Genomic DNA, 13,585 nt, shown 5'->3' on the forward strand with positions numbered 1-13,585 from the left:
TAAATTTAATATAATTGGTTAACTGTTGAAATATGTTTAATTGCTTACTTGTTAGCTAAAAATGAAACTTTCAACAGCAAACTAAACCGCCGGCTCCTGCTGACTCAAACAGTGAAAACTGCCCAAACCCCAAATAATATCTACAGAGTTAACGCCAATCACTTTTCTATCTGGGAAACAACCTTGAATAATATCTAATGCTTTTTGATCATTAACATCATTAAAAACAGGCACAATTACTGCAGAATTTGCGATGTAAAAATTAGCATATGATGCCGGTAAACGGGTATCTTCATGAATTACAGGTGATGGCATTGGCAATTCTACAATATTTAATGAACGGCCATCTTTCAATTTCATGGCTTTTAAGGCCTCCAAATTTTCCTGCAATAAAATATAGTTTTCATCCAATGGATTACTTTCCACAACCGTTAAAACAGTATCTTCATTAACGAAACGAGTTATATCATCGATGTGTCCGTCTGTATCATCACCTACAATTCCATCACCCAACCACAAAACCTGCTCCTGCCCGTAATATTCAAGCAGGTATTTTTCAATCTGCTCCTTGGTTAAGTGCGGATTACGGTTCTCGTTAAGCAGACAAGCCGTTGTGGTTAAAACCGTTCCAGCACCGTTAAACTCTACCGAACCTCCCTCCATAACAATATCAGGTGTAAATAGAGGCAAATTGAAATGTTTTGCAATTTTTGTTGGCACCACATCATCCAAATCAAATGGAGGATATTTTCCGCCCCAGGCATTATAGCCCCAATCCACTACAGCTTTTTCGTTTCCATTCAAAACAAATGCAGGTCCGTGGTCTCTGCACCAAGCATCATTCGTTTCGTTAAAATAGAATTCGATTTGCGATAAATCAGCATCAACCTTTTCCAATTCTGCAACTGCAAAAGCTTTCATTTCTTCATCTTTTACATTAATGCGAACTTTTTCACCTTCGGCAACAATTTTAATAAACTCGCAATACGGTTTGTAAATTGTTTCTATTTTATCTGGCCAGCTCGCTTCTTTGTGCGGCCAACTTAACCAGGTTGCCTCATGTTTTGCCCATTCAGCTGGAAAAGAATAACCTTGTTGTTTTGGGGAGTAATCGAATTGATTGATATTTAAATCTTCTCTTGGAGGGAAATTTGACATTTGTTTTGTCTTATTAATAACGTTTTTACTTTGTCATTGCGAGGCACGAAGCAATCTCTTTTAAGCAAATTAGATTGCTTCGTGCCTCGCAATGACGAGCGCCACTATTCAAAGATGGCATTAATTATATCTTTGGTCTTTAAGCTTTCAGCTTATTCTCCATCAATAAACCTTTTCGTAATTGGCTGGTAAGAATCAATTCGTCTATCTCTCAAAAACGGCCAATGCTTACGCATATAGTCACTTTGGTCTAAATCTAATTCCACTACTTCAGTTTCTTCTTTATCATGCGAAGCCAAATAAAGCAATTTACCCTGTGCGTTTGTTGCAAAACTACCACCCCAGAATTTCATTGCGCCATCTTGCTCAAAACCAACACGGTTTACACTCACTACAGGTACACCATTGGCCACCGAATGCGAACGTTGAATCGTTTGCCAAGCGTTATATTGGTCTTTGTTTGTTTCTTCATCCTGTGTTGTATCCCAGCCAATTGCAGTTGGGTAAAACATAATTTCCGCACCCATCAAAGCCGTAATTCGCGAAGCTTCTGGGTACCATTGGTCCCAACAAATTAAGATACCGATTTTAGCAAACTTAGTCTCAAAAACCTTGTAGCCTAAATCACCTGGAGTGAAGTAAAATTTTTCGTAAAAAGCTGGGTCATCTGGAATATGCATTTTGCGATATTTACCTAAATATGAACCATCAGCATCTAAAACCGCAGTTGTATTGTGGTAAATCCCTGCAGTACGTTTCTCAAATAATGAAGCAATAATCACAACGCCTAACTCTTTCGCTACTGCCTGCAAAGCATCAGTAGATGGACCAGGAATAGCTTCAGCTAAATCGAAATTTGCATAATCTTCCACATCGCAGAAATACAACGAAGTAAAAAGCTCTTGCAAACATACAATTTGTGCACCTTTTGCAGCCGCTTCACGCACTTTCGCAATCGCCTTATCTAAATTTTCTTGCTTATCATTAGTACAAGTCATTTGTACCAAGCCAACATTTACTTTCTTCATATCTTCAAATGATTGAATTAATGAATTAGAGAATGATTGAATGTTTTATTACGCTTTACGAATTCATTCAAAATTCACTCATTCAAAATTAATGGGCAAAGTTACTATTTTGTTAAAAGTAGAACGGCATAATTTTGTAATTGTTTTTTGAAAAGCAATGACCGTAGCTCTTTCATTGTTAGTCGGGCTATCCGCTAAATCTTTTTGGCCCCGGCGTGAAACTTTCGTAGCATCTTTCTAAAGCGCTAAAAAGGCTTCGTAAGTTTAATCCAAACGAACCAAAAAGGATATCGCTCCTATCCCGTTTAGATGGGAAATATTTTGCTACTATGAGGGGTTGCAGAGTTTACAAATTTGGCTAAAGCCCATGCAGGTTCTTATATTCTCAGGCAGCTGAAGCAGCCTACAATGAATAACCGACCTATAGCGCTATTGCATTTCTTTGCCGTTGGTTTCAACCAACGGCAAAGAAATTGCTACTATATGAGGGGTTGCGAATTGCCAAGAGAACAAACCGTTGTTATTTAAACCCGACAGTAGCGAAAATCCTTTTAAAAAAAGTACAAACCCTAAATAATCTGTCATTCCGAGGAACGAGGATCTGCAACCGATGAAACAGATGTTTCATGCCCCAGCACAACAGAAGTTGTTTTTAAAAGATTGAAGCGAATGGCGGGATTGTCGCAACCGAAAAGCACAGAAACTTGCTTTTCAAATTTTTACTTAAAGAACTTAATGAAGGCGCTTCGACAGGCTCAGCATGACAACGGGTTATACAGAATCAAAAGATTAAACCCCTATTTCTTCTCGATATTCCTGTTGTAATTCGAAAAGGCATTTCGCACACAAACAACCATCATACAATTCAGAGATGTATTGCACCTCGTTAATACTGAGTTGAACGGCGCTACATTGGCATTTGGTATAAGAATTTGCCTTGCATTCAATAGCCGTTCCGCATCTTTCGCAGGGAATGATTTCGTGCTTGCTATGTTTTTGAGTGATCATTTGTTCAATGGTCAGTAGTTCATTGGTGTTTGGCGCATTAAACTAATGAACCAATGGCAAATGAACTAATGAATTAAAAACAAAGGTAAGTACAAAATCAGGCCTATAAAAATAAATAAGCTATTGCCAATCCACGTTCAATAGTTGATTAACAATTTTTGAACTATCTTTTAACATTTTGTTTTTATTTTTTTCAATATAAGAATAACAATAGTCAAAGTCAGATTCTAGGTCTCTAAATAAATCTTCTAACGACGAAAAGTTCTTAGTTATTTCTGTTTCCAAAATTGAGAAGTATAAAAATTTTCCTACATACCACTCTAAATGTATCCACAAATTTGTGTATTCGTTTATATAATCTCCCGAATGAACAATTTGATTCCTATGTAAATAGATTCTCTGTAATTGAAACCCTATAGAATCTTTTGAAGAGTCGATACGAGACAGTATATTCGAAAGCCTACCATCATCGAATTGTTTAATTGTATTTAGATACTCATGTGCTAATAAGCTTGATATTGTATTAAATTTTTTAAACTTTTTAACTGGATCGTCCTTAAACCAATCAAACCATTTAATCAAATCTTTGCCTGTAAAATTTTTAGGCAAACTAGATAAACCTATTGAATTAAAACAACCCTTATTTACATTGTTTACTACAATTATTCTCCTAATTAAGTATTGTATATCTCTAGCAATTGAGCCGAAGGAAAATGTTTTAGAAAAAATTTCTCTAATATTTTCAATATCAGATTTGTGACTTCTATACGGTAAAATACTTTCAATTGATGTCCATAATAATGAAAGTGAATTCTCAATAGACTTTGAGCCAATTGCTAAGTTGTAATAATAAATTGACCTTTTAAGCTGTTCGTTCTCTATGAAGTCCAAATTAGAATTTGTAACAAATGAACTTTTCGAACTTGTTTGTAGAGATCCAAACAATGTACTTTTTCTTGAAACAACACTGATTGGATCACCACTTATAATAATATTTTTGTAGATACTCCCTTTTATATTTGATTTTTTCCAGTAGCTATTTCTAAAAAAATTCGCAAAAAGTGATAATGAGTTTCTATCCCTGTAAACAACGATATTCTTTAAAAGCTCGTCATATCTATCCCTCACAAATGAAACAGGGTCTTTGACTGCGCAGTTATAATAAATGACTTCATCTCGAGGGCCAAATGCTCTTTTAGGACTAAAATCATTTTCAAATTCACTAGCTTTTCTAATATCGCCATCTCCAAGCTTATAGATAACTTTTTTTAATTCTTCAATCTCAATACTATTATTACCTATATATATTAAGATATCAAAATTTTCGTTTGAATGATTAAAAAAATCAAGAAATTTATTCAAGTTAATATGGTGCTTCCCTTCAATCCACCGTCTTAAAACTTCATTGAGAGAACTGATGCTATAACCCTGATGTAATAGGACAGGAATTGTTACATCAACCAACTCCGTTATTCTCGCAACTGTTCTTTCTATTTTATTTTTTTCGTTAAAATCTATTTTTTTTAATTCAGTAACAATATTTTTAAAATAGTATTTTTCTAGTTGTAAGCAGTGCTTTTTGAGAACGTGTAATAATATGTCTATTTTGTCTAGGCTATCATTTTTAAAAGCTTCCACTTCATTAAAATGAAGAATATATACTTTAAGATCTTGAAAATATAAATCTATTATTGTATCATTAACTATATTTTGTTTAACATTTTTCGATTTGGCTTCTCTAATCAGTTCGGCCAAAGTTCTTAAAGTTTTAATTCGTTTTTTACTTAATTCAGCTAATCTAATTAGCTCTTTTAATTGTGTGTAACCATTTATAGTCCTATGTTTCTTTGAAATTGTTTCATCGTAATCACATCTTTGAATAATTTTTTCAATAAAAAATCTTTCCAATTTAGTTGATTTTTCATTCCAAGTAGAATTCTTAGTTACCCACATTTAATTTAATAGTTATTTTTAAAATTGTCGTATTAAAAAATAAGGTTTTGAGCGTTTGCCCAAAACCTTACGATATTATTAGATTCATTACGCTGAACTTATTTCAGCGTCTTTTTTTTATTCAGATGCTGAAATAAATTCGAATGACGAGTGTATTAAGATTGCTTCATGCCTCGCAATGACGAAATGAATAACAAGCTTTCCGCTTTGGTCTTTCTGCTTTTAGTGCTGAGCTTATCCCGAACAGCTAATACAGCCTTCTTCCATTGAACAAACTGGTCCGTCAACGATTTCTTCTGCGACCTGGTCTTGAGTCATTTGAGCAGGAATAACCGCTTCAATCGCTTTACCACCTTGGTTTTCTACTGTAAATTTAACCGCTTGCGATGCCGCTTGTGTACGTAAATAGTACATACCTGTTTTCAAACCTTTCTCCCATGCATAGAAATGCATTGATGTTAATTTCGAAGTATTTGGTGCATTTACAAACAAGTTAAGCGATTGCGATTGGCAAATATAAGCACCACGGTCGGCAGCCATATCGATGATGTTACGCATTTTAATTTCCCAAACTGTTTTGTACAATTCTTTGATATAATCTGGAATTGAAGCAATAGCCTGGATTGAACCGTTAGCCAATATGATTTGATTTTTCATATCGTTGTTCCATAAACCTAGCGCTACCAAATCTTTCAATAAGTGTTTGTTTACTACTACAAACTCTCCACTTAATACACGACGAGTGTAGATATTTGAAGTATATGGCTCGAAACATTCGTTGTTACCTAAAATTTGTGAAGTAGATGCAGTTGGCATTGGCGCAACTAATAATGAGTTATATACACCATCTTTGACTACTTTTTTACGCAAAGCATTCCAATCCCAACGGCCGCTATCTGGGGTTACATTCCATAAATCGAATTGGAACTGACCTTTAGATAATGGGGAACCTTTAAAAGTTTGGTAAGGACCATGTTTTACTGCTAAATCGTTAGAAGCTGTCATCGATGCGAAATAAATCGTTTCGAAGATATCTTTGTTTAAACGTTTTGCCTCATCACTTTCGAAAGGTAAACGCATTAAGATAAAGGCATCAGCCAAACCTTGTACACCTAAACCAACCGGACGGTGGCGCATGTTTGAGTTTTCAGCTTCCTGAACTGGGTAATAGTTATGGTCGATGATTTTATTCAGGTTTAAAGTTGCCTGATAAGTTACATCGTATAATTTTTGGTGGTCGAAAGCACTGTTGATTACGAAACGAGGTAATGCTAATGATGCTAAGTTACAAACCGCAACCTCATCTTTAGAAGTGTATTCAATAATCTCCGTACATAAGTTAGAAGATTTAATTGTACCTAAATTCTGTTGGTTAGATTTGCTGTTCGCTGCATCTTTAAACAACATATATGGCGTACCAGTTTCAATCTGCGAATCTAAAATTGCAAACCAAAGTTCTTGTGCCTTAATGGTTTTACGTCCACGGCCTTCAGTTTCATATTTAGTATATAAATCTTCAAATTCTTTACCGAAACAATCTGCCAAACCTGGTGCTTCGTGCGGGCAGAACAATGTCCAATCGCCATTATCTTTAACACGTTGCATAAACAAATCGTTTATCCAAAGGGCATAAAACAAATCACGAGCACGCATTTCTTCTTTACCGTGATTTTTACGCAAGTCTAAAAATTCGAAAACATCTGCATGCCAAGGCTCTAAATAAATAGCGAAAGCACCTTTACGTTTACCTCCACCTTGGTCTACATAACGAGCAGTATCGTTAAATACACGTAACATTGGGATAATACCATTACTTGTACCGTTTGTACCACCAATGTATGAACCTGTTGCACGAATGTTATGAATGCTTAAACCAATACCACCAGCGCTTTGTGAAATTTTAGCCGTTTGTTTTAAAGTATCGTAAATTCCCTCAATACTATCATCTTGCATAGTTAACAAGAAGCATGATGACATTTGAGGCTTCGGTGTAGCTGCATTAAATAATGTTGGCGTAGCGTGCGTAAACCAACGCTCACTCATTAAGTTATATGTTTTAATTGCACTTTCGATATCTTCTTTATGGATACCAACAGAAACACGCATAAATAAATGCTGAGGACGCTCAACAATTTTACCGTTTACTTTCAATAGATATGATTTCTCTAAAGTTTTGAAACCGAAATAATCGAAGCCGAAATCGCGATCGTAAATAATAGAGCTATCTAAAATATCTGCATTTTTTGCTATAATTTCATAAACATCATCAGCAATAAGCGGAGCAGCTTTTTGTGCTTTCGGGTCGAAATATTCGTACAACATTTTCATCGTACCCGAGAATGATTTTGTGGTGTTTTTATGCAAGTTAGAAACCGCGATACGCGATGCTAACAAAGCATAATCAGGGTGTTTAGTGGTTAACGAAGCAGCAGTTTCTGCGGCAAGGTTATCCAACTCTGATGTAGTTACACCATCATATAAACCTTCAATTACCTTTTTGGCAACATCAATTGGATCTACAAGGTCTGAATTTAAACTATAGCACAACTTTTGAATACGAGCTGTGATTTTGTCAAATTGTACCGGCTCTTTCCGGCCATCTCTTTTTAGTACGAACATAATTTATGAGATTTATTTTTTAGTATCAAGTAGTAAGTATCAAGTATCAAGACCTGTTAATTACGTTTATAATTCTTATTAATTTTTTCTTGCTTTAAGATTGCTTCGTGCCTCGCAATGACGACAAGAGCAAGCTCTCAGCACTAGTCTTTTTGCTATAAGCTTTTCTAAAAGTCTTCATCTAAAGAAAACGCCTGTGCTTTATTATCGGCAGAGGTTAATACACCACTTTTCTGATAATCGCCAACACGTTTTTCGAAGAAGTTAGTTTTTCCTTGCAACGAAATCATTTCCATAAAATCGAAAGGATTTGTTGCGTTATAGATTTTTTTATAGCCCAATTCTTGTAACCATCTATCGGCAACAAATTCAATGTATTGGCTCATTAATTTTGCATTCATACCAATTAAGGCAACTGGTAATGCGTCGGTAACAAATTCTTTTTCAATTTCTACAGCATCGCTGATGATAGAGTGAACTTGCTCTTCGCTTAATTTATTGCTTAACATACTGTACAACAAACAAGCAAATTCGCAGTGAGAACCTTCATCTCTTGAAATTAACTCATTACTGAAAGTTAATCCTGGCATTAAACCACGTTTCTTTAACCAGAAAATAGAGCAGAAACTTCCGCTGAAGAAAATACCTTCAACCGCAGCAAAAGCAACTAAACGTTCTGCAAAAGTTCCATTATCAATCCAGCGAAGTGCCCATTCTGCTTTTCTTTTTACCGCAGGAACAGTATCAATAGCGTGGAATAAACGGTCTTTTTCTTCTGGATCTTTAATATATGTATCAATTAATAATGCGTAGGTTTCAGCGTGAATGTTTTCCATCATAATTTGGAAACCGTAGAAACAACGAGCTTCTGGCAATTGTACTTCACTCATGAAGTTAACCGCTAAGTTTTCGTTTACGATACCATCACTAGCAGAAAAGAAAGCAAGGATGTGAGAAATAAAATGTCTTTCGCCATCGTTTAAGCTATCCCAGTGTTTCTGGTCATCAGAAAGATCAATTTCTTCCGCCGTCCAGAAACTGGCTTCGGTTTTTTTATACATTTCCCAAATTGCCGGATATTTAATTGGCAATAACACAAATCTGTCTTTGTTTTCTTGTAGTAATAATTCCTGTTCCATACGCTGATATTTTTTTACTTCGTTTTAAACAGAGCCGACAAAACCACGCATCCATCAATTTTATATGATGATTGAAATGTTCTTTATCAAAACTCTAGAGTGAAAAGTGCTAACCTCGTCGCCTTGCAAACAACTGAGTTTTTAGTTAGGTAAATTTAAAATTAGTATCTGAGAGATATGCTCGTAAATTACTAAAAACTAAGCTTTTGTATTTGTTTTCTGGCGCAAGAAGTTGAAGAACTTTGTTAGAACAAATATATATACGACGCCTGTTTTTAGTGAACCAAAGTTGTTAACACTAGCTTGGATCTGGTGGAGAAATCAATCAGCTAAATATCATTTTCAATTAAAAAAAAAGCTAATTGTTTCTTTTCAAGGGTTTAGCAAACAAAAAAGAGTGTTAATAACTTAAATTTTGAAGATAAAACCAGTGTAAATTAGAGCTAAAAGGAATGCTACTCAACAGTATAGCTTAGCTCTACTTTGGCTACCCCTTTACGGTAAATACCAATCTGTTTTGCAGCACTTTCAGATAAATCTATTGCTAATCTTTTTGAGAAGGGACCACGGTCGTTAACCTTTACAATTACTGATTTTCCATTATCTGGATTGGTAACCGTAATCATTGTACCGAAAGGTAAAGTGCGATGTGCAGCGGTAAGTTTTTTAGCTCTGTATTTTGCGCCGCTAGTGGTTCGGCGACCTTCGAATTTTCTGTGGTAGTAAGTTGCTAGAACTGTTTTTTTTACGCTATCCGGTTCATTTGATGAATCAGAATTTTGTGCTTTACCTTGTAAAAAAAGGAAACATAAACTTAATAACAGAAAATACTTCATAGGCTAAAATTTCTTTATCGAGCCTGCAAATATAAGCATTTAGTTTATAATCAATAAATTGTGGAAAATTGAGCATAAAAGAGGATTAAACAAACCTGGTTTCCAACATCAAATTTCACCTACCATTTCACTCTGCTCGCCCATTCTTCATACTGTGGCAACATTTTTTTATAAGCCTCAATATCCCAGATTATATCCCATTGTTTAATATAATCAGCCAATGGTTGCAAACCCACAGACGCCCTTCTCTTGTCAACATTATCTGGATCAATTAAGGGTGATAAATAATATTTTTCAGGGTGGTCAGGAACTGAACTCATCTGACTACCATAAATTTGTTTCCTGCCATCACGTAGTGCAACTCTATCTTCTAGCAATGCAAGTGAACTGGCTTTAGCATTACCTTTTTTTACTGCAATTCGTAACATCGGCAAATACTTCTGTTGTATTTTTAAATTAGCATGTTGTATAACTAAGAATTGGGTGAGATTGCCTTTATTTCCGACCTTATCTTCGCCTAACCAACCATACTTATTTAAAATTTGAGTTACAGTTTCTGTATTCAAACTATCGTGATGATTCATCAACTTAACCAAACTATCAACTTTCTTACTTTTAAATCCGTCTTTCTTTTGGGCAGCTATATATTCTAATCTCAACCCCTGATCTGTTTCATAAACTTTCTCTAAAGTTAATTTTGCTTCTTTGTTGTAATTTGCCTCTATTTTATCGAGTTGAAGTTTCAATTTGTTGAGCGCTTTCGCCCATAGCTCAGAATCGTGTAGCGAATTTAGGTCTGAATCCTTTTTGATATGCTCAAGGTTAGACCAACCTTTATCAATACTAAGATTTAAAAATTTAAATGCGTTTTTCTCATCGCCGGCTAATGCGGCAACACAGGCCGCATTGTATAAAACATTTTTGTCCTTATGTTCGATCTTCAGTGCAGAAATATATTTTCATTCGACATTTTATAATCTTTAACACGGTAAAAACTATCTGCCTGAGCGATTAAACGAGTATAATTTTGCTGAGCGTTAACAGAATAGCTGATAAAAAACAACACAAAAATTATAGGTGTAATTATTTTCATAAACCCAATATAAAACTAATTAATTAGTTTTAAAAATTAATCTATAACAAAAAAGGTGTACCACTTTCGCTATACACCTCTACCTAACCCTACTATACCCACCTTTATTTTTTATCGGGTACGAAATTCATCGAGATAGAATTTACACAGTGACGAGTGTCTTTATTGGTAAATCCTTCGCCTAAGAATACATGCCCCAGATGTGCACCACAGTTTGCACAAACAATTTCTGTTCGCGAACCATCTGCATCAGGAATACGCTTTACAGCACCCTTAATTTCATCATCAAAAGCCGGCCATCCACAGCGGGCATCAAACTTACTCTCCGAACGATACAAAGCGGCATCGCAGCGTTTGCAAGTATATGTTCCCTTTTCAGTTGTGTGTTCATATTTCCCAGTACCGGGATATTCTGTACCTTTATTAACGATTACTCTCTCTTCTTCGGGTGTTAATTGATTCCAGTTCATTTTCTTCTTCGGTAATATATTTTTTTCTTGTTCTGCTTGTTTAACTTCTTTCTTCTCTTGTTTTTGTGCACAAGCCGATAAACTCGTAACAAAAACAACAGTCGAAACCAAAAATAGTTTATTTAACATCGTTCTCATAAATCAATATACGCTATAGATTTGGTTTTGGTTTGTTAGTTTAAAGGTTTGACTTAGTGTTTACAAAGGGATGATAAATTATAACCATTTCTTAAAGTTTACCACAGAGTTCACAAAGGTTTACCACAGAGAAAGCACCGAGCAAAGAATCTGCATTTTATGATACTCTGAAATTGATAATTTAACCTCTTTGCGCACTCTGTGTATTTCCTCTGCGTACTTCGCGGTTGATCCTTATCATGATTGAAACAAAAAAAGCGCCCCGAAATTAATCGAAACGCTTTCATTTATGTAAATTTTGAAATCTTACTTTGCTAATTCTTCTGCCATTGCAGCGCCAATCTCAGCAGGACTTTCTACTACACGAATACCACACTCACGCATGATTTTCATTTTTGCAGCAGCCGTATCATCAGCACCACCTACAATTGCACCAGCGTGGCCCATTCTACGTCCGGCAGGAGCAGTTTGACCAGCGATGAAACCAACAACAGGTTTAGTACCGTTTTCTTTAATCCAACGAGCAGCCTCAGCTTCCATTCCACCACCAATTTCACCAATCATGATGATACCGTGAGTTTCAGGGTCGTTCATTAATAACTTAACCGCTTCAACAGTTGGCGTACCAATAATTGGGTCACCACCGATACCGATAGCAGTTGTAATACCTAAACCAGCTTTAACAACTTGGTCTACCGCTTCGTAAGTTAAAGTTCCTGATTTAGAAACCACACCTACATGACCTTTTTTGAAGATAAAACCTGGCATGATACCAATTTTAGCTTCATCAGCAGTAATTACACCCGGGCAGTTAGGGCCGATAAGTGTAACATCACGGTCAGAAATATATTCTTTAACCTGAATCATATCCTTAGTTGGGATACCTTCGGTAATACAAACAATTACTTTAATACCACCTTCGGCAGCTTCCATAATCGCATCAGCAGCAAAAGCTGGCGGAACGAAAATGATAGATACATTTGCTCCCGTTTTATCAACGGCATCTTTAACAGTATTAAAAACAGGCTTATCCAAATGTAATTGTCCACCTTTGCCAGGCGTTACACCACCAACTACGTTTGTACCATACGCTAACATTTGTTCTGCGTGGTAAGTTCCTTCGTTTCCGGTAAAACCCTGAACGATAACCTTAGAATCTTTATTTACTAAAACGCTCATGTATCAATTTTTTTTGTGCAAATCTAATATTATTGAGTGGAAAGTCAAACCCAAAAGCATATTATTTGCCGCCTTTTTTCAGGAAAATGTAAGGATTTGGCTTATGGCAACTTCAGCCCCGCTTTCCGCTACAATCTTTTTTAAATGAGTGTCATTCTGAGGTACGAAGAATCTGCAGCTATGGAACAGATTCTTCGTGCCTCAGAATGACAGTATATCTCGGGCTACTGCAAATAAAAAAGTATTTCCGCTGCAATCGGGTTTAATTTACAAAGCTTGGTGCTTTTGGCAACACCAAACAAAACGCCTAAATTTACTGGTTAGCCAAAAGACTAAGGCTAAAAGTGAAACCTAAAGTAAAAACATAATGATACATAAACTTTTAACTATTGTATTTTTCACGACAATCTCAACTTTTGCCGCTAAAGCACAATCTATCGATACAGCAAAATACATCTTACAAAATGATAAAGATGTAGCCAAAACAGAACCGGGAACTCACAAAGGCGGTGGCGAAACCATTGGTTATAACTTTTTCGCTAATGCAAAAAATTTGAAGACAGCCTTCCGTAAAAGAATTTTAAAACCTGGTTCATCAATCGGTTATCATTTGCAGAAAGAAGATGAAATTTACTACGTTTTAAGTGGCAACGGAATCATGCAAATGAATGGAAAAACATTTCCGGTTAAACCCGGAGATGCTATTTTAACACGACCAGGAAGTTCGCATGGAATAGCACCAAACCCCAATAATGATTTGGTGATAATGATTGTTTATGAGAAAAAATAGGCCATCATACATATTTGTGCTTCAAAGCTTTACCCATAAACGGGATTGAAGTGGTATACTTTTTTTTGCCTCAACCTTGAATAAGCTGTCATGCTGAGGCACGAAGCATCTGCAACCGATGAAACAGATTCCTCGTTCCTCGGAATGACAAAAGTTAAAAAACACACAAACAAA

Annotated in this window: 11 protein-coding genes and 1 pseudogene; 1 reads left to right on the forward strand and 11 read right to left on the reverse strand. The window is 35.7% G+C overall.

The window, feature by feature from the left end:
* Positions 1-81 precede the first annotated feature (81 nt).
* From R2Q16_RS00665 to sucD, 11 genes and pseudogenes are all read right to left on the reverse strand, one after another.
* Positions 82-1,158, reverse strand: coding sequence for an agmatine deiminase family protein (locus R2Q16_RS00665; RefSeq protein WP_316734530.1), 1,077 nt, complete (start codon positions 1,156-1,158; stop codon positions 82-84).
* A gap of 152 nt (positions 1,159-1,310) precedes the next feature.
* Positions 1,311-2,186 (reverse strand): carbon-nitrogen hydrolase, encoded by an 876-nt coding sequence (locus R2Q16_RS00670; protein ID WP_316734531.1) that lies wholly within the window; start codon positions 2,184-2,186, stop codon positions 1,311-1,313.
* A gap of 789 nt (positions 2,187-2,975) precedes the next feature.
* On the reverse strand, positions 2,976-3,194 hold the full coding sequence (locus R2Q16_RS00675) for a cysteine-rich CWC family protein (RefSeq protein WP_316734532.1): 219 nt from the start codon (positions 3,192-3,194) through the stop codon (positions 2,976-2,978).
* 120 nt (positions 3,195-3,314) lie between these two features.
* Entirely contained in the window at positions 3,315-5,147 is a 1,833-nt protein-coding gene (locus tag R2Q16_RS00680) for a hypothetical protein (protein ID WP_316734534.1), read from the reverse strand.
* A gap of 234 nt (positions 5,148-5,381) precedes the next feature.
* On the reverse strand, positions 5,382-7,766 hold the full coding sequence (locus R2Q16_RS00685) for a ribonucleoside-diphosphate reductase subunit alpha (RefSeq protein ID WP_316734535.1): 2,385 nt from the start codon (positions 7,764-7,766) through the stop codon (positions 5,382-5,384).
* Positions 7,767-7,933: 167 nt separating this feature from the next.
* On the reverse strand, positions 7,934-8,905 hold the full coding sequence (locus R2Q16_RS00690; protein WP_265854105.1) for a ribonucleoside-diphosphate reductase small subunit: 972 nt from the start codon (positions 8,903-8,905) through the stop codon (positions 7,934-7,936).
* 455 nt (positions 8,906-9,360) lie between these two features.
* Positions 9,361-9,741 carry a septal ring lytic transglycosylase RlpA family protein gene (locus R2Q16_RS00695; RefSeq protein WP_316734537.1) on the reverse strand — a complete coding sequence of 127 codons (381 nt, stop codon included), beginning with the start codon at positions 9,739-9,741 and terminating at the stop codon, positions 9,361-9,363.
* 119 nt (positions 9,742-9,860) lie between these two features.
* Entirely contained in the window at positions 9,861-10,487 is a 627-nt protein-coding gene (locus R2Q16_RS00700) for a DUF6624 domain-containing protein (RefSeq protein WP_316734538.1), read from the reverse strand.
* Between the two features lie 33 nt (positions 10,488-10,520).
* Positions 10,521-10,694, reverse strand: a pseudogene (locus R2Q16_RS20345) (TPR end-of-group domain-containing protein); the annotation flags it as partial.
* Positions 10,695-10,938: 244 nt separating this feature from the next.
* Entirely contained in the window at positions 10,939-11,442 is a 504-nt protein-coding gene (locus tag R2Q16_RS00705; protein ID WP_316734540.1) for a methionine-R-sulfoxide reductase, read from the reverse strand.
* Between the two features lie 306 nt (positions 11,443-11,748).
* The gene (sucD, locus tag R2Q16_RS00710; RefSeq protein WP_290240883.1) at positions 11,749-12,621 is read right to left on the reverse strand and encodes a succinate--CoA ligase subunit alpha; all 873 of its coding nucleotides are present in this window, start codon (positions 12,619-12,621) and stop codon (positions 11,749-11,751) included.
* Positions 12,622-12,988: 367 nt separating this feature from the next.
* Here sucD and R2Q16_RS00715 point away from each other — a divergent pair, with 367 nt between their 5' ends.
* Positions 12,989-13,411, forward strand: coding sequence for a cupin domain-containing protein (locus R2Q16_RS00715; protein ID WP_316734541.1), 423 nt, complete (start codon positions 12,989-12,991; stop codon positions 13,409-13,411).
* Positions 13,412-13,585: the final 174 nt, after the last annotated feature.

The organism is Pedobacter aquatilis (genome assembly GCF_032678425.1).
Taxonomy (GTDB): Bacteria; Bacteroidota; Bacteroidia; order Sphingobacteriales; family Sphingobacteriaceae; genus Pedobacter; species Pedobacter aquatilis_B.